The sequence below is a fragment of the Brachymonas sp. J145 genome (assembly GCF_036312245.1).
Taxonomy (GTDB): domain Bacteria; phylum Pseudomonadota; class Gammaproteobacteria; order Burkholderiales; family Burkholderiaceae_C; genus Brachymonas; species Brachymonas wangyanguii.
This window is the reverse complement of record NZ_JAZDCI010000002.1, coordinates 194,749-211,338: the sequence shown is the minus strand read 5'-3', so window position 1 is coordinate 211,338 and position 16,590 is coordinate 194,749. Positions and strand designations below refer to the sequence as shown.

The following is a 16,590-nucleotide window of genomic DNA, read 5'->3' as shown; positions in this document are numbered from 1 at the left end:
GGGGTGCTTGGCTTGTGGCAAACGCGGTTACAGCAGGGTGCGGATGCCCTGCTCCAGTCCTTGAAGCGTCAAGGGTACCATTTTTCCCTGGCCCAGCAGCTGCTGCATGATGTCGATGCTCTGGCGATACTGCCACACGCCTTGCGGCTCCGGATTGATCCAGATGTGCTTGGGAAACGCCTGCAGCAGGCGCTGCATCCAGACCGCGCCGGCTTCCTCGTTGTTGTATTCCACGCTGCCGCCCGGCTGCAGGATCTCGTACGGGCTCATGGTGGCATCGCCGACGAACACCAGCTTGTAGTCCTTGTTGTACTTGCGGATGATGTCCCAGGTCGGGAACTTCTCGGCATAGCGGCGGCGGTTGTTCTTCCACATGTAGTCATAGACGCAGTTGTGGAAGTAGTAGAACTCCAGGTGCTTGAACTCGCTCTTGGCGGCGCTGAACAGCTCTTCCACGCGCTGGATATGGTCGTCCATGCTGCCGCCCACGTCCATCAGCAGCAGCACCTTGATCGCGTTGTGGCGTTCCGGCCGCATGCGGATATCGAGCCAGCCGGCGTTGGCGGCCGTGGCGCGGATGGTCTCGTCCAGCGCCAGTTCCTCATGCGCGCCCTGGCGTGCGAACTTGCGCAGCTTGCGCAGCGCGATCTGGATGTTGCGCGTGCCCAGCTCCAGCGAATCGTCATAGTCGCGGAAGGCGCGCTTTTCCCAGACCTTGACCGCGCTGCGGTTGCGTCCGGTGCCGCCGATGCGGATGCCGGCCGGGTTGAAGCCGCCATGGCCGAACGGGCTGGTGCCGCCGGTGCCGATCCACTTGTTGCCACCGGCATGGCGTCCCTGCTGTTCTTCCAGGCGCTTTTTCAGTGTCTCCATCAGCTCGTCCCAACCCATTGCTTCGAGCTTGGCCTTTTCCTCGGGCGTCAGGAATTTCTCGAAGGTCTGCTTGAGCCAGTCTTCCGGAATCTCCTTCAGGATCTCGCCGACATGCTCGATGCCCTTGAAGTACAGGCCAAAGGCCTGGTCGAACTTGTCGAAATGGCGCTCATCCTTGACCAGGCAGGTGCGTGCCAGGAAATAGAAATCGTCGATGCTGGCGTGCTCGGTGGCCGGGCCGACCACCTGCGCCTTGAGCGCCTCCAGCAGCGTCAGGAATTCACGTACCGATACCGGTACCTTGGCCTTGCGCAAGGCCTGGAAAAAGGGGATCAGCATGGCTTACTCCGTATACATGGCCAGGCGGTACAGCAGCTGCGCCTTCGCCTCGGGCCATTCGCCAGCCGTCATGCTGTACATGACGGTATCGCGCACGGTGCCGTCACGGCGCAGCGCGTGGTGGCGGATCACGCCATCCTTTTTCGCGCCAAGCCGCTCGATGGCGCGCTGGCTGGCATGGTTGAAGTTGTCGGTGCGCCAGCCCACCACGGCTGCCTTGAGCGTGTCGAAGGCATGCTCCATCAGCATCAGCTTGACGGTGGTGTTCACATGGCTGCGCTGCACGCTGCGCGCATACCAGGTGTGGCCGATGCACAGGCGGCGGATGGGGGCGTCGATGTCGTGGTAGCTGCTGGTGCCGAGCACGCGTTCGCTGGCCTCATCGACCACGGCAAACGGCAGTCGCGTACCGCCCTGCAGCATCTGCAAGGCGGTGTCGATGTAGGCCGCTTCGTCACCTGGAGCCGGCACGCTGGTCACGCGCAGCTTCCAGAGCTCCCCGTCGCGGGCAGCGGCTGCCAGCCCCTCGGCGTGCCGGGGTTCGAGCGGTTCCAGCCGCACGCCGTTGCGGCGCAGCGTGATGGGGAAGGTCCAGGTCGTGGCGTTGTGCATGGCGCGGCTCCGGTGATGGCGAAACGGGTGGCTGGTCAGCGCATCCTGCTCAGCAGCGATGACGGTGCTGTGACGCAGCCATCCACTTCGCCCGCCGGCTCAGCGGTTGCGGTTCTGCATCGCCACCAGCTTGTCGAACAGGGACAGGTCCTGCTCGTTCTTCAGCAGCGCGCCCAGCATCGGCGGGATCTTCATCTTGCCGGATTCCGTGGCCTGCAACGCGGCCGGCGGCACGTCTTCGGCCAGCAGCAGCTTCAGCCAGTCCAGCAGTTCGCTGGTGGAAGGCTTCTTCTTCAGGCCAGGGATGGTGCGCAGCGTGGTGAAGGATTCGATGGCGGCACGCAGCAGCTCTTCCTTCAGGCCGGGGAAGTGCACGCCGACGATCTTTTCCAGCGTCTCGGTATCGGGAAACTGGATGTAGTGGAAGAAGCAGCGGCGCAGGAAGGCGTCCGGCAGCTCCTTCTCGTTGTTGGAGGTGATGAACACCAGCGGACGGTGTTTCGCCTTGATCAGCTCGCGCGTCTCGTAGCAGTAGAACTCCATGCGGTCCAGCTCGCGCAGCAGGTCGTTCGGGAATTCGATGTCGGCCTTGTCGATCTCGTCGATCAGCAGCGCCACCGGCTCGTCGGCGGTAAAGGCCTGCCACAGCACGCCCTTGACGATGTAGTTCTGGATGTCCTTGACGCGGTCGTCGCCCAGCTGCGAATCGCGCAGGCGGTTCACCGCATCGTATTCGTACAGGCCTTGCTGCGCCTTGGTGGTGGACTTGATGTGCCACTGCAGCAGCGGCATGCCCAGCTCGCTGGCGACTTCCTCAGCCAGCATGGTCTTGCCGGTGCCGGGCTCGCCCTTGACCAGCAGCGGGCGCTGCAGCGTGATGGCGGCGTTCACGGCCAGTTTCAGGTCATCGGTAGCAACGTATTGGTCGGAACCCTGGAATTTCTGCATGTCGTATCCGGTTGGTCTAATCAAAAACAAGAAAGGGGGATGCCCGGCATCCTACTTGATGGTGACGCCCTTGAGCTCGGGCTTGGGCGGCGGGTAGCGCAGGTCCATCGCCTGCAGGGTATCGCGCACCACAGTGGCGATCATCAGGTTGCGGTGCGTCTTGCTGTCGGCCGGCACCACGGTCCATGGTGCCCAGGGCGTGCTGGTGTGGGTCAGCAACTGCGCATAGGCCTGCTGGTAGTCGTCCCAGTGGCGGCGCACTTCCAGGTCACCGGCTTCGAATTTCCAATGCTTGCTCGGGTCGTCGATGCGCTCCTGCAGGCGCTCGCGCTGCTCGTCCTTGCTGATGTGCAGCATGAACTTTAGGATCACGGTGCCGTTTTCGGTCAGCATGCGCTCAAAATCATTGATCTGGGCGTAACGCTGGCGCGTCTGCTCGGCGCTGATGTTGCGGTTCACCACCGGCACCAGCACGTCCTCGTACTGGCTGCGGTTGAACACCACGATCTCGCCCTTGGCCGGCATGGAGGCATGGATGCGCCACAGGTAGTCGTGGCTGAGCTCCAGCGAAGTGGGCGCCTTCCAGCCGACGGTGCGCACGCCGAGTGGGCTGGTATGGCTGAACACGCCGCGCAGCGTGCCGTCCTTGCCCGATGCGTCCATGCCCTGCAGGATCACCAGCAGCGCATGGCGGCGATCGGCCAGCAGCACGTCCTGCAGCAGGTCGATCTCTTCGGCCAGTGCCTTGACGGCCGCCTTGTTCTCCAGCTTGGTGCCGATCGAGTAGGGCTGGGCACCCGGATCAAAATCGCTGATCTTGACGCTGTGGTCGGCGTTGTAGGCGCCGCTGCCATCGGTAGCATGCACGGAACGCGTGACCGGCGGCTGCCACTGGCGCAGCAGCGGGGTCGGCTTGGCGGGGTGCTTGTCGCGCTTGCTCATGGGTGACTCCTTGTGCTTGTGGTTGTGTGATTTCAATCCTGCGTGGCCAGGCGCTGCACGCTGGCCAGGTAGGCCTCGCCATCCGGCGGGCGGCCGTTGCGCTGGCTTTCCCAGATCATGCGGCCCAGGCAGTCCATGACGGCGTGGTGGGCGGCGTGCAGGTCATGCCGGCGTGCCGCCAGCAGTTCCACCGCCTGGCGGATGCCACGCGGCTGGTCGATGCTGCACTGCTCGCTGATGGTCAGGTGCATGGACAGGTGCAGAAAGGGGTTGGCCTGGCCGGCCAGATCCGGCTTTTGCATGGCCGCCAGGGCGGCATCGACATCGGCCAGATCGGCATGGTATTCAGGGTGCTGCTCCATCCAGCCGGCGATCAGCGTCTCCATGGCGTCCATGGGCTGGTTGGCGCGCCACTTGGCGTAGGTGGCACAGAAATAGCGGCGCACATCGGCCTGGCTGGGTTGCATCAACATGGGATAAAAGTGGTTCCAGATTTATGACGAAAATATGACATACACCGAAAATCAGGTTTCTACAAGCCATTTTGCAGGATTTTGCGGCAAAACCACGGCTAAAACCATGGGCGTGCAAGTTCAAACAGGGTACAGTCTTTCTTTGCCTTGTCCAGGCGTAGCCACTTGCGGCGCGCTGATTTGCCAAAGGAGCTTGTTGCCATGCCCGTAGTTGTCGTCGTCAACCCCAAGGGAGGGGTGGGAAAAACCACCGTCTCTACCAATATCGCGGGCTATTTTGCCGCGCGTGGGGCACGTGTCATGCTGGGAGACGTGGACAAGCAGCAATCCTCGCGCCAGTGGCTGGCTGATCGCCCGGCTGCTGCCGGCAAGATCGTGCCCTGGGAAACCGCCTCTGCCGGCAAGGTCAAGGTGCCCAAGGGCGTCACCCATGTGGTGCTCGACACACCGGCCGGCCTGGACGGCAAGGAACTCAAGGGCGTGCTCAAGATGGCCACCAAGGCGGTGGTGCCGCTGCAGCCCAGCGTGTTTGACATGCGCGCCACAGTCGATTTCATGCGCGAACTGGTCGAGTACAAGAAGCTGGGCCGCATCGATATTGCCCTGCTGGCGATGCGCGTCAAGGAAAACACGCATTCGCTGCAGCACCTGCGCGATTTTTGCGAGCATCTGCCGTTCCCGCTGCTGGGCGTGGTGCGTGACACGCAAAACTACGTGCACCTGGCGGCGCAAGGCCTGACCCTGTTTGACGTGCCGCCGGGCCGCGTGCAGCGCGATCTGCAGCAATGGGAGCCGATTTGCCGTTGGCTGGACGAGCCGGCGCGCCCGCAGCCGCCGTCCAGGGTCGATCCTGACGCACGCTATTGATGGCCTGGGCAGGCTGGCTGCCTGAGGGCTTGGCCCTGATCAGCGACTGGCAGTTCTATCTGGTGGCGATCCCGGCGGTGCTGCTGATCGGCATCAGCAAGAGTGGCTTTGGTGCCGGTTTTGGCGCGTTGGCCGTGCCGCTGATGGCGCTTAGCGTCAGCGTGCCGCAGGCGGCAGCCATCATGATGCCGCTGCTGCTGGCGATGGACCTGATGGGCATCCATGCCTTTCGCCGCCATGTCGATTGGGCATTGTTCAAGCGCCTGCTGCCCAGGGCGCTGCTTGGTACCGTGATCGGCACGCTGCTGTTTCGCTTCCTGAGTGCGCCGGTGGTGGCGGGTATTGTTGGCGTGCTAACGCTGCTGTTCCTCGCGCAGCGTCTTCTGTTTCCGCCGCGTGCCGATGCGGCACTGCCGCCGCGCTGGCTGGGCAGCGTGCTGGCCACCACCTCCGGCTTTACCAGCTTTGTCGCGCACGCCGGTGGCCCGCCGCTGGGTGCCTACGTGATCCCGATGCGCCTGCCGCCGCTGATTTTCACCGGCACCATGGCCTATTTGTTCTTCTGCATCAACCTGAGCAAGTGGCTGCCATATGCCTATCTCGGCCTGCTGAAATGGGAAAACCTGGCCACTTCGCTGGTGCTGCTGCCGCTGGCACCGCTGGGCGTCTGGATCGGCGTGCGCATTGCCAGGCGCATTGACCCGACCTGGTTCTACCGCCTGATTTACCTGGGGATGCTGCTGACCGGCATCAAGCTGGTCTGGGACGGGCTCAAGACCCTGCTTTGACGATGGCGTTCAGGCACTGGTTCCGGCAAAGCCGCACTGGCGCCAGGCCTCATAGACTGTCACCGCAACCGCATTCGACAGGTTCAGGCTGCGCTGCGTTGGCAGCATCGGCAGGCGCAGCCGCTGGCTGGCCGGAAAGCTGTCACGGATTGCGGCTGGCAGGCCGGCAGTCTCGCAGCCAAACACCAGCCAGTCGCCCGGCTGGAAGGCCTGCTCCGGTACCGGATGGCTGCCACGCGTGGTCATGGCAAACAGCCGGGCCGGGTCTGGTTGCGCATGTTCCAGAAAATTTTGCCAGCTGGCATGCACTTGCAGCGTGGCGTACTCGTGGTAATCCAGCCCGGCTCGGCGCAGCTGCTTGTCGTCCAGGCTGAAACCAAGCGGTTCGATCAGGTGCAGCGTGCAGCCGGTATTCGCCGCCAGGCGGATCACGTTGCCGGTATTCGGCGGAATTTCGGGGTGAACCAGGACGATGTGAAACATGGTCGCGCATTGTCGCGCCAAACCGTGCCGCTAATCAAACCGGGGTTTTTCGGTGCGCGCCAGCACCACGGCGCTGACGCGGTGGCAGCCTTCGGCCAGCAGCACGCGCGCCGCTTCTTCCAGCGTGGCACCGGTAGTCATCACGTCGTCCAGCAGCACGGCATGGCGGCCTTCGACCAGCGCTGCCAGTCGTGCCGGCACCTCGAAGGCATCCTGGATATTGTGCTCGCGCTCGGCATGCGGCAGCCGGCTCTGGTGCGGTGTATGGCGGCTGCGCGCCAGCCAGTCATGACGCAGCAGGGCTTTCTGGGGCATCGGGCGGACCAGCCGGCGCAACTGTTGTGCCAGCAGCCAGGTCTGGCTGAAGCCGCGTTCGGCCAGCCGATGCGGGTGCAAGGGCAGCGGCACCAGCAGGTCGCTGTCGCGCACCGTGGCGACCAGCTCCGGACAGGCGGCCATACGTGCCGCCAGCAGCCCGGCCAGCGCCGGCTGGCCATGGAACTTGAAGGCATCGATACTGCCCTGCCAGGGCCAGACGTAGGAGAGCGCGGCATGGCAACTTTCCAGCAGCGGGGCCGGGTGCTGGCTGCAATCGTGGCACAGGCCATGGCCATCGTCCTCGTCTGGTGGCAGTAGCAGGGCGCAGCCACGGCAGCGTTCCATGGGCTGGGCATGCCGCTGCACGCAATCGGCGCACAGCGGCTGTGCTGGCCAGCTCTGGCAAATGCCGCAGCGGGCCGGAATCAGGCGGGTAAACCAGTTCAAAATATAAGATAAAAGAATTAATTTTTATATTGTAGCGGATGACGCGTCTGTTGCATCCAGCCATGCAAATCCCGCGTTGGCGCAGGGCTGGGGCGGCGCTATATACTGCCCGCGTGCATACCCAGACCCAACTCCCCCCCAGTATCGATCCCGTGGCTGCGCGCCGCTGGCAGCGTCTGCCGTTGCCGCAGAGCCCCTGGCTGCATGAAGAGATCGCGCGCCGCATGGAAGACCGCCTGTCGCTGATCACGCTGCAACCGCAGCGCTGGCTGCACTGGCAGCCGCTCAAGGGTGGTCAGCAGGCGCATGCGCTGCTGCGCCAGCGCTATCCGCAGGCGCAGGCCTGGGCCCATGAGCCCGATGCTGCCAGCCAGCAGGCACTGCAACAGCTGGGTGCGGAAGAGGGCGGCAGTGGCTGGCTGCGCCGCACGCTGGGTGGCCTGCTGGGCGGTCCAGTGGCGACCCAATTTGGTTTGCCGGAAGCCGGCAGCATCGACATGCTGTGGGCGAACATGGCGCTGCACAACGCCGCCGATCCGCAGGCGCTGCTGACACAGTGGCGCGAGGCGCTGGCGGTCAACGGCTTCCTGATGTTCTCGGCGCTCGGCCCGGACACGCTGCGTGAGCTGGATGCGCTCTACCGCACGCTCGGCTGGCCGGCACCAACACACCAGTTCACCGACATGCATGACTGGGGCGACATGCTGATCCAGGCCGGCTTTGCCGAACCGGTGATGGACATGGAGCGCATCACGCTGACCTTTGCCACGCCTGAGCGCCTGCTGCAGGAGCTGCGCGAGCTGGGTCGCAACCTGTCCAGCCAGCGCGATACCCGCACCCATGGTCGCGGTTGGCTGCAGCAGCTGAAACACGGCCTGCGCACGCTGGAGCGCGATGGCAGCATCGCGCTGACCTTTGAGGTGATCTACGGCCATGCGCTGCAGCCGGAACCGCGCCACAAGGTCGAAGGTACGACGGCGATCACGCTGGAGCAGATGCAGCGCATGCTGCGCAAGCAACAGCCCTGAACCCGGACGGTCTTCATGGACCGTTGTGTTGATCGACTTGTAGAATGTGTGCATGACACACACCACGCACGCATTTTCCGGGGCTGTTGGCCTGACGCGCCGCCAGATCGTTTCTTCGCTGATGCTGGGCGGTGCCGCCCTGATGCTGGCCGGCTGTGAAAACGGCAGCTCGGCCGGCAGCAAGTCCAGCCAGTTCAAGGGTCTGGACATCAGCAGTGCCAAGTACGCGCAGGATTTTTCCCTGCCCGACATGAACGGCCAGCAGCGCAGCATGGCCGATTTCCGCGGCAAGGTGGTGGCCATGTTCTTCGGTTTTGTGCAGTGCCCGGACGTCTGCCCGACCACGCTGGCGGAGATGGTGCAGGTCAAGGAGCTGCTGGGTGCCGATGGCGACAAGCTGCAAGTGCTGTTCGTCACGGTGGATCCGGAGCGCGACACGGCGCAGATCCTGAAGGAATATCTGGGCAACTTCGACCCGAGCTTCGTGGCCCTGCTGCCCACACCCGAAGAACTGCGCACCAAGGTTGCGCCGGACTTCAAGGTCTACTACAAGAAAGTCGAGGGCAGCACGCCCACCAGCTACACCATGGACCACACCGCCGGTGTGCTGCTGTTTGATCCCAAGGGCAAGATCCGCGTGCACTGCAGCTATGGCACGCCGGCCGATTCGATTGCGGCGGATATCAAGACGCTGCTCGGCGAAGCCTGATCCTTTCTCTCCAGACGCAAAAAACGCCCCGAGGGGCGTTTTTTGCTGGCGCATGCCGGAGGCGCTTACGCGTACTCGACCAGTGCCGTCTTCATCTTCTTCATCGCGGCCGATTCGATCTGGCGGATGCGCTCGGCGCTGACACCGTACTCGGCGGCCAGCTCGTGCAGCGTCATGCCGCCGGAGCCGTCGTCGTTGACATTGAGCCAGCGTTGCTCGACGATGCGGCGGCTGCGCGCATCCAGCGTATCGAGCGCGGCGGCGATGCCGTCGGTGGCCATGGTGTCGCGCTGGCGCGCTTCCAGCATGGCGGTCGGCTCGTGGCTGGCGTCGGACAGGTAGGCGATCGGGCCAAAGGCCTGCTCGCCGTCATCGGACGGAGCCGGATCCAGCAGCACGTCACCGCCAGACATGCGCGTTTCCATCTCCATCACTTCTTCGCGCTTGACGTTCAGGTCTTGCGCGATGATGTCGATTTCCTGCTCGGTCAGACCGTCGCGATGCGCCATCACGTCGTCCAGGTCAGCGGCGGCGCGGAAGCCCTGCTTCTTGCTGCGCAGGTTGAAGAACAGCTTGCGCTGCGCCTTGGTGGTGGCCACCTTGACCATGCGCCAGTTCTTCAGGATGTACTCGTGGATCTCGGCCTTGATCCAGTGCATGGCGTAGCTGACCAGACGCACGCCCTGCGACGGGTCAAAGCGGCGTACCGCCTTCATCAGGCCGACGTTGCCTTCCTGGATCAGGTCGCCATGCGGCAGGCCGTAGCCCAGGTACTGGCGCGACACGGCAACCACCAGTCGCAGGTGCGACATGATCAGGCGGCCGGCAGCGTCCAGGTCATTGTTTTCCTTGAGTTTTTTGGCGTAATCCTGCTCCTGCTCGGAGGTGAGCATGGGCATGCGGTTGACCGCAGAAATATAGGCGTCAAGATTGCCCAGCGGGGGCATGGTGGCCACGGCCGACCAGTTGGGGGCCAGGGCCAGGTCAGTCTTGTTGGAAACCACAGCGTTGTCTGCCACGTATCGTTTACTCCTTTAAGGGTTGGAGTCATTCCTGGAAGGAATGTTCCGTTCGTTCCTCAAATATTAGCACTCTGACGTTACGAGTGCTAAGTCAGGGCGTGAAAGACGTAACAAACCGAAGGATTGCCGTCTGCCCGCTGGCAGGCCGCCCTGATGTCCATTATGGAAAGCAGGGCGGGGACGGCGTGTAGGACAGGGGCGGATCAGCCCAGCAGTGCCTGGGCAAATTCGCGCGCGTTGAAGGTCTGCAGGTCTTCCAGCTTTTCGCCGACGCCGACGAAGTAGACCGGTACCGGCTTTTCGCGGGCGATGGCGCAGAGCACGCCACCCTTGGCCGTGCCATCCAGTTTGGTCACGATCAGGCCGGTAAGTTCCAGTGCCTCGTCAAACGCCTTGACTTGGGCCAGCGCGTTCTGGCCGGTATTGCCGTCAATCACCAGCAGCACCTCGTGCGGCGCGGTGACATAGGCCTTGGTGATGGTGCGGCGGATCTTCTTCAGCTCGTCCATCAGGTGCAGCTGGGTCGGCAGACGACCGGCGGTATCGACCAGCACCACGTCCTTCTCGCGCGCGCGGCCGGCGGCCACGGCGTCAAAGCTGAGCGCGGCCGGATCGCCACCGGAGCTGCTGACGATTTCCACCGTGTTGCGGTCGGCCCAGATTGCCAGCTGCTCGCGCGCGGCGGCACGGAAGGTGTCGGCAGCCGCCAGCAGCACTTGCTGCTGGTGGTCGCTCAGGTGCTTGGTCAGCTTGCCGATAGAGGTCGTCTTGCCGGCGCCGTTGACACCGGCGACCATGATCACGGTCGGCGTGTGCTCGCCGATCACCAGCGGCTTCTGCAGGGGTGCCAGCAGGTCGGCAACCGCATCGACCAGCAGCGCCTTGACCTGGGCCGGATCGCTGGCGCGCGCGTTCTTGACGCGCTGCTTCAGGTCTTCCAGCAGGAATTCGGTGGCTTGCACGCCGGCATCGGCCATCAGCAGTGCAGCTTCCAGGTCTTCGTACAGTTCGTCGTCGATGCGGGTGCCGGTGAATACGGTGCTGATATTGCTGCCGGTGCGGCGCAGGCCAGTCTTCAGGCGGCTGTACCAGCCGGCACGATCCGGATCCAGCGACTCGGGCCGCTCCTGGGGCGGGGCGGACAGGGCGTAGCTGTCGCTGGCGATGGCCTCGGCCGGGCTGTCCATAGGTGCAGGAACAGCAGCCACGGGCGCGACGACCGGCGGCACCGGCTCGATGATTTCCGGCGGCAGCTCATGCTCGGTGGCCGCTTCCATGGCGGCGCGCTCCAGCTCTTCCTCGTCGATGGGCGGCAGTTCGGCGGCTGCCGTTTCGCCAGCAGGCGTCTCGGCCTCGACCGTGGATGCAGCCGGCTCCTCGTCGCTGCCGAAACTGCGGCGCAGCCGGTTCAGCCAGCCCTTGGGGGCTTCGGCAGCGGGCTTGGCAGCCACGTCGGCGGCGGGTTCGGGTTCCGGGACGACGGCAGGTGTCGCCTCGGTAACGCTGTCGGGAGCGCTATCGACAGGCAGCTCTGCGTCAGGCGCAGCGGCAGGTTTTTTCTTGAAAAAGCTGAACATGGGGTGTAGGGAGGCCGGTAGGAGGGCAGACAGTGCCCCTGATTGTAAGGACAAGCCCTGTCCGTCCCGTGAATATCCATGCAAGCGGCTGCGCGATGCGCGACTTTGGCGGCCGGCAGGCGGCAAAAAGCCGGCAGATCGCGTTGTCTGGCGGGCTTTTCCCCTATGATCGCGGCATGGGACGCTCTGCCATGTCACTCGAAGCCATCAATGCCAGCCTGCGCGCCAAGCCGGCCGAGGCCGCGCGCCCGGCGGGCAAGCGCCCGGGCAAGGGCGTAGCGGCACAACGCGGTGCCGGCCAGGTCCGCATCATCGGGGGCCAGTGGCGCCGCCGCCTGCTGCCGGTCGCCGCCGGCCCCGGCGTGCCGCCTGGCCTGCGCCCCACGCCGGACCGCGTGCGCGAGACCCTGTTCAACTGGCTCGGCCAGGACCTGGGAGGCTGGCACTGCATCGACCTGTGTGCCGGCACCGGCGCGCTCGGTTTCGAGGCCGCCTCGCGCGGTGCCGCCCGCGTGCTGATGCTGGAATCGCACGCGGCACTGGTGAAGCAGCTACGCCAGTTGCAGGCCAGCTTGCAGGCCGATGCCGTGCAGGTGCGCCAGGGTGATGCGCTGGCACTGCTGCGCGACCAGGCCCGACAACATCCCGCCAGCCAGGACCTGATCCTGCTGGATCCCCCTTATGACGCCGACTGGTACCAGCAGGCGCTGCAGCTGGCGCTGCCGCTGCTGCGTCCCACTGGCTACCTCTATCTGGAAGCCGGCCAGGCCTGGGACGATGCCGCTCTTCAGCCGCTGGGCTGGCAGTGCTGGCGCCATCTGCAGGCTGGCGCCGTGCACGCCCACCTGCTGCGTCCGCTGCAGGCGGCTGACTGAATCTGTACAGGAGATTTCCGCGCATGAACCCCGTGATCGCCGTCTATCCCGGCACCTTTGATCCGATGACCCTGGGCCACGAGGAACTGGTGCGCCGCGCTTCCCAACTGTTTGGCCACCTGATCGTGGCAGTGGCGGCCGGCCACCACAAGAAGCCGATGTTCGACCTGGCAGAGCGGCTGGACATGGTGCAGCAGGCGGTGGCGCGTTTCCCCAACGTCACAGTCGAGAGCTATGACGGCCTGCTGCGCGACTTTGTCGTGGCGCGTGGCGCGCGCGCCATGGTGCGCGGCCTGCGCGCGGTGACCGACTTTGACTACGAATTCCAGCTCGCCGGCATGAACCGCCGCCTGATGCCCGATGTCGAGACCGTGTTCCTGACGCCGAGCGACCAGTACCAGTTTGTCAGCAGCACCTATGTGCGCGAGATTGCCACCCTGGGCGGCGAAGTGCACCAGCTGGTATCGCCGGGCGTGTTCGAGCGCCTGATGGCCAAGAGCGGACGTCTATGAACGTCTCGGTCGTCACCCACTTCGAGTGGCTGATCGGCATTTATGTGGCGATGAGCCTGTGCACGCTGCTGGTGTACGGCTGGGACAAGCTGGCGGCCAGGGCCAACAAGCCGCGCATTCCGGAATCGTATCTGCACACGCTGGCACTGCTGTGCGGCTGGCCGGGTGGCTGGCTCGGACAGCGGCTGTTCCGCCACAAGACCGTCAAGCCGGCGTTCCAGACCGTGTTCTGGCTCACGGTGATGCTGAACATGATGGCGCTGGGCGGCTTGCTCTACTGGGACCTGTCGCGCCTGCCCTGAGCGATGTGGTCCGATCCCTGGCTGCTGCAGCGCGGCCACACGCTGCGCTGTGAGCCGCGTGATTTCCCCGAATGGCACCGTGGCCGCCCGTACTACCTGTGCTGGGTGATTAATGCCGATACGCCTGCCGTGCGGGCGCGCTGGCAGCAGGCGCGCACGGCGCTGCAGCAGCTGCTATTGCCTGCTTATGGGCGCCAGCCGCATGTGACGATCGCGCTGGGCGGTTTTCCGCAGACGCAGGCGGAGCCCCAGGCGATCAATGCCGCCGGTTTACTGGCCCAGTTGCAAGGGCTGCGCCAGGCGGCGATTGCGCCGTTCACCTTGCAGATCGGCCGGCTGGACAGCTTTGCCAGCGTGCCGTATCTGCAGGTGCATGCTGATTCCACTGGCTATGCGGATGCGCGCCAGGCGCTGCTGACGCAGGAGGCGCTGGCCGAAGCCCATGTGCCGCACCTGACGCTGGGCCACTATGCCGACGCCTGGCCGCTGGCGACCTTGGTATCATGCCGGGCACGGGTGCCGGAACAGGTGACGGCGTTGCCGGTGCAGCAGCTCTGGCTGGTGGCCTATGCCACGCACGATATCGGTGGCCGGCTGCTGCCGGTGGCAGCATGGGACTTGCAGCAACAGGCGCTGCATTGGCACGACAGCCACCTGCTTGGCCCGATCGCGGCCGGGGTGCTGGCGGCGGCTGGCGTCTAGTCGCCGGCCATGCCTTCCACCACCAGCTGCACGTTGTCGCGGCCCTGCCAGCTGTTCACGTCGAGCCGGTAGGCCAGCGTGGCGCGTGGCGGCAGCGGTTCGCTGCGGCCAAACCAGATGCCGTCTACCAATTCACCGTGGTGGCGCAGCTGCAGCTTGAGGTGACGCTCGCCCACCAGGCGTTGCTGCACGATGTCCAGTTCCTCGCAGAACACCGGCGGCGCAAAGCCCTGGCCCCAGACCTGCTGTTGCAGCTCGCTGGCGATATCGATGCGGCGGAATTCGGGCGGCAGCGCGCCATCGGTTTCCAGCGTGCGGGTGAGCGTGGCCTCGTCCAGCCATTCCTCCGCGATACGCACCAGCGCCTGCTCGAAGGTCGGGAAATGCGCGCGCGCAATGGTGCAGCCGGCCGCCATGGCGTGGCCGCCAAAGCGCAGGATCACCTCCGGATGGCGCTTGGAGATCAGGTCCAGCGCATCGCGCATGTGAAAGCCCGGAATCGAGCGGCCCGAGCCTTTCAGCTCCTGCTGCTGGCCTGGCGCCGCGCTCGGGGCAAAGACAAAGATCGGCCGGTGCAGCTTGTCTTTCAGGCGTGAGGCGACGATGCCGACTACGCCTTCATGGAAATCCTCGCCAAACACGCTGAGCGCCGAGGGCGGGGCGGCATCGGTGGCAAACAGGGCCTCGGCGCTGGCCTGGGCCTGCTCGCGCATGCCGTCTTCGAGCTCGCGGCGTTCGCGGTTGATGCTGTCGAGCTGGTGCGCCAGCTCCAGCGCGCGCGTGGCATCGTCGGTGGTCAGGCATTCGATGCCCAGCGTCATGTCGGCCAGGCGGCCGGCGGCGTTGATGCGCGGCCCGAGCGCAAAACCCATGTCAAAAGTCGTGGCGGCGCGCCAGTCGCGGCCGGCGACCTGGAACAGCGCGTGCAGGCCGGCCGGCATCGCGCCCTGGCGGATGCGTTTCAGACCTTGCGCCACCATGCGGCGGTTGTTGGCGTCCAGTTTCACCACGTCGGCGACGGTGCCGAGCGCCACCAGCGGCAGCAGCGTGTCCAGCCGCGGCTGGTTCTGCGCCGTGAACTGGCCGCGCTGGCGCAATTCGGCGCGCAGCATCAGCAATACGTAGAACATCACGCCCACGCCAGCCATGGACTTGCCGGGAAAGCTGCAGCCGGGCTGGTTCGGGTTGACGATGACATCGGCGGCCGGCAGGGTGTCGCCGGGCAGGTGGTGGTCGGTCACCAGCACCTGCATGCCGAGCGCATGGGCGGCCTCCACGCCTTCCACGCTGGCGATGCCGTTGTCTACCGTGACCAGCAGGTCGCCGCCGGCAGCGCGTACGCGTTCGGCAATCGGGCCGGTCAGGCCGTAGCCGTCGACCACGCGGTCGGGCACCAGGAACTGCACCTGCGTGGCACCCAGCATGCGCAGGCCGCGCAATGCCACGGCGCAGGCGGTGGCACCGTCACAGTCGTAATCGGCCACGATGCAGATGTTGCGACCGGCAGCGATGCTGTCGGCCAGCAGCACGGCAGCCTGTTGCGCACCGAGCAGCTGGTCCGGCGGAGTGAGCCGGGCCAGGCCCTCGTCGAGTTCGTCCGGTTGCACGCCGCGTGCGGCATAGAGGCGCGCCAGCAGCGGATGCAGGCCAGCCTGTTCCAGCGCCCAGCAGGCGCGGGGCGGGATGTCACGGGTCAGCAGGCGCATGGCTTACAGGGTTTTCTGCAGCAGTGCAGGCAGCTGGGTCGGACGCATGCTGCGGATCAGCTTGTCGAACAGCGATACCGGCGCGCTGTGCCAGCTGGCGGCGCGCTGCTCGCTGCACAGCGTGAGCTGCAGGCCTTTCAGCGTGCCTTCGCGCTGCTTTTGCAGCAGCGGTGCAAACACGTGCTCGTCCAGCCAGCGCCAGGCGGTCAGCCAGGCGTCCCAGTCCTCGCGCTGGGCGGCGGTGGCGAGCTGGCGCAGCATGTGTGGCTGCAGTGCGTTCTCATCTTCGGGAAACAGCGGGATGTCGGCCGGCAGCACGCCGGTGCCGCTGACCCAGAACGAGTTCACCGGCAGCTTGCCGGCGGCCTGGCGGCGATCGTTGACCGGGTGCGTGTGCAGCAGCATCTGCATCTCGCTCTGCAGGCGCTGCAGCGGCGCGGCGCGGGCAGCGGTCGGGCTGGTGGCGGCCTTGACCTGCGAGGGCATCCAGCTTTCCACATTGCGGCCACAGACGCGATCGAGCGAGGCCGTGCGCAGGCCTTCCAGCAGCGAGCCGCGCGCCAGCCACTGGATGTTGCCGGGCTTGCTGCCCGGTACGGCGACCAGGTACAGGCCTTCTTCGGCAAACCAGGGTTGCATGGCCTGCAGCAGTTCATTGCCTTCTTCCAGCGTCAGCTCCAGCTCCTGCGGATGCGCCATGGTGACGTGATCGGTCTGGATCTGCCAGTGGCAGGGCGTGACCAGGCCCCAGGCGACCGGAATCGCCGTGGCCATGCCATGACTGCGTGCCATGTGTGCGGCCCAGGGCATCTGGCCGTCCTGGCGCAGCGCCTCCGGCCATTGCAGGGCCTCGGCCAGCGCATGCTCGTGCGGCGTGCTGTAGTTGTATTCATCCCAGTGGCGCACCGGCAACGGCTGCAGCCGGTCCAGCAGGGCGGGCAGGTGCTGCAACTGCAGCTGTTGCACGGCCTGCAGACAGCCGGCCGAGCGGGTCAGGGCAAAGGGAATGACGAGATGGTGGGATTGGGTGGACGACATGACAACTTTCTGGTGCTTGCACGTAGGCT

19 protein-coding genes are annotated in these 16,590 nt (G+C 65.3%); 8 read left to right on the top strand and 11 right to left on the bottom strand.

What is annotated here, in order from left to right; translation table 11 throughout:
• Positions 1-27: 27 nt before the first annotated feature.
• The 5 genes from V1261_RS03325 to V1261_RS03305 all read right to left on the bottom strand — a co-directional run bounded on the left by V1261_RS03325 (position 28) and on the right by V1261_RS03305 (position 4,184).
• Positions 28-1,212 carry a vWA domain-containing protein gene (locus tag V1261_RS03325; RefSeq protein ID WP_329770019.1) on the bottom strand — a complete coding sequence of 395 codons (1,185 nt, stop codon included), beginning with the start codon at positions 1,210-1,212 and terminating at the stop codon, positions 28-30.
• 3 nt (positions 1,213-1,215) lie between these two features.
• Positions 1,216-1,824, bottom strand: a complete 609-nt coding sequence (locus tag V1261_RS03320) for a GNAT family N-acetyltransferase (protein WP_329770018.1) — start codon at positions 1,822-1,824, stop codon at positions 1,216-1,218.
• A gap of 99 nt (positions 1,825-1,923) precedes the next feature.
• Positions 1,924-2,772: an AAA family ATPase gene (locus tag V1261_RS03315; RefSeq protein WP_329770017.1), complete on the bottom strand. Its 849-nt coding sequence runs from the start codon at positions 2,770-2,772 to the stop codon at positions 1,924-1,926.
• A 51-nt stretch (positions 2,773-2,823) separates the two neighbouring features.
• A complete protein-coding gene (locus V1261_RS03310) occupies positions 2,824-3,714 on the bottom strand; it encodes a PPK2 family polyphosphate kinase (protein ID WP_329770016.1) in 891 nt (296 codons plus the stop codon).
• 32 nt (positions 3,715-3,746) lie between these two features.
• A complete protein-coding gene (locus V1261_RS03305; protein WP_329770126.1) occupies positions 3,747-4,184 on the bottom strand; it encodes a DUF1841 family protein in 438 nt (145 codons plus the stop codon).
• 204 nt (positions 4,185-4,388) lie between these two features.
• Here V1261_RS03305 and V1261_RS03300 point away from each other — a divergent pair, with 204 nt between their 5' ends.
• Positions 4,389-5,054 carry a ParA family protein gene (locus V1261_RS03300; RefSeq protein ID WP_329770015.1) on the top strand — a complete coding sequence of 222 codons (666 nt, stop codon included), beginning with the start codon at positions 4,389-4,391 and terminating at the stop codon, positions 5,052-5,054.
• Positions 5,055-5,083: 29 nt separating this feature from the next.
• Positions 5,084-5,842, top strand: coding sequence for a sulfite exporter TauE/SafE family protein (locus V1261_RS03295; RefSeq protein WP_329770014.1), 759 nt, complete (start codon positions 5,084-5,086; stop codon positions 5,840-5,842).
• Positions 5,843-5,851: 9 nt separating this feature from the next.
• On the opposite strand, the gene trmL is transcribed toward V1261_RS03295, so the two are convergent.
• Positions 5,852-6,325 (bottom strand): tRNA (uridine(34)/cytosine(34)/5-carboxymethylaminomethyluridine(34)-2'-O)-methyltransferase TrmL, encoded by a 474-nt coding sequence (gene trmL, locus V1261_RS03290; protein WP_329770013.1) that lies wholly within the window; start codon positions 6,323-6,325, stop codon positions 5,852-5,854.
• Between the two features lie 30 nt (positions 6,326-6,355).
• Positions 6,356-6,988: a ComF family protein gene (locus V1261_RS03285; protein ID WP_329770012.1), complete on the bottom strand. Its 633-nt coding sequence runs from the start codon at positions 6,986-6,988 to the stop codon at positions 6,356-6,358.
• 215 nt (positions 6,989-7,203) lie between these two features.
• On the opposite strand from V1261_RS03285, the gene V1261_RS03280 reads away from it, so the two are divergent.
• The gene (locus tag V1261_RS03280) at positions 7,204-8,118 is read left to right on the top strand and encodes a biotin synthase (protein WP_329770011.1); all 915 of its coding nucleotides are present in this window, start codon (positions 7,204-7,206) and stop codon (positions 8,116-8,118) included.
• 52 nt (positions 8,119-8,170) lie between these two features.
• The gene (locus V1261_RS03275; RefSeq protein WP_329770009.1) at positions 8,171-8,827 is read left to right on the top strand and encodes an SCO family protein; all 657 of its coding nucleotides are present in this window, start codon (positions 8,171-8,173) and stop codon (positions 8,825-8,827) included.
• Positions 8,828-8,892: 65 nt separating this feature from the next.
• Here the strand turns inward: V1261_RS03275 and rpoH are convergent, their stop codons facing one another.
• Together rpoH and ftsY are read right to left on the bottom strand one after the other, a co-directional pair.
• Positions 8,893-9,774, bottom strand: coding sequence for an RNA polymerase sigma factor RpoH (gene rpoH / locus V1261_RS03270; RefSeq protein WP_329770125.1), 882 nt, complete (start codon positions 9,772-9,774; stop codon positions 8,893-8,895).
• Positions 9,775-10,052: 278 nt separating this feature from the next.
• On the bottom strand, positions 10,053-11,426 hold the full coding sequence (ftsY, locus tag V1261_RS03265; RefSeq protein WP_329770007.1) for a signal recognition particle-docking protein FtsY: 1,374 nt from the start codon (positions 11,424-11,426) through the stop codon (positions 10,053-10,055).
• Positions 11,427-11,602: 176 nt separating this feature from the next.
• On the opposite strand from ftsY, the gene rsmD reads away from it, so the two are divergent.
• Genes rsmD through V1261_RS03245 form a run of 4 tightly spaced genes read left to right on the top strand, consistent with a single transcriptional unit; the run spans position 11,603 to position 13,817 of the window.
• A complete protein-coding gene (gene rsmD, locus V1261_RS03260) occupies positions 11,603-12,301 on the top strand; it encodes a 16S rRNA (guanine(966)-N(2))-methyltransferase RsmD (protein WP_329770006.1) in 699 nt (232 codons plus the stop codon).
• Positions 12,302-12,324: 23 nt separating this feature from the next.
• Positions 12,325-12,813, top strand: coding sequence for a pantetheine-phosphate adenylyltransferase (gene coaD, locus V1261_RS03255; protein ID WP_329770005.1), 489 nt, complete (start codon positions 12,325-12,327; stop codon positions 12,811-12,813).
• Positions 12,810-13,115, top strand: a complete 306-nt coding sequence (locus tag V1261_RS03250; RefSeq protein ID WP_329770004.1) for a DUF1294 domain-containing protein — start codon at positions 12,810-12,812, stop codon at positions 13,113-13,115. The genes coaD and V1261_RS03250 overlap by 4 nt, the downstream gene beginning before the upstream one ends.
• Before the next feature lie 3 nt (positions 13,116-13,118).
• Positions 13,119-13,817, top strand: coding sequence for a 2'-5' RNA ligase family protein (locus tag V1261_RS03245; protein WP_329770003.1), 699 nt, complete (start codon positions 13,119-13,121; stop codon positions 13,815-13,817).
• Here V1261_RS03245 and recJ read toward each other — a convergent pair.
• A complete protein-coding gene (gene recJ, locus V1261_RS03240; protein ID WP_329770002.1) occupies positions 13,814-15,523 on the bottom strand; it encodes a single-stranded-DNA-specific exonuclease RecJ in 1,710 nt (569 codons plus the stop codon). The two genes, V1261_RS03245 and recJ, sit on opposite strands and share 4 nt — an antisense overlap.
• 3 nt (positions 15,524-15,526) lie before the next feature.
• Entirely contained in the window at positions 15,527-16,561 is a 1,035-nt protein-coding gene (locus tag V1261_RS03235) for a phosphoglycerate mutase (protein WP_329770001.1), read from the bottom strand.
• Between the last annotated feature and the right edge of the window lie 29 nt (positions 16,562-16,590).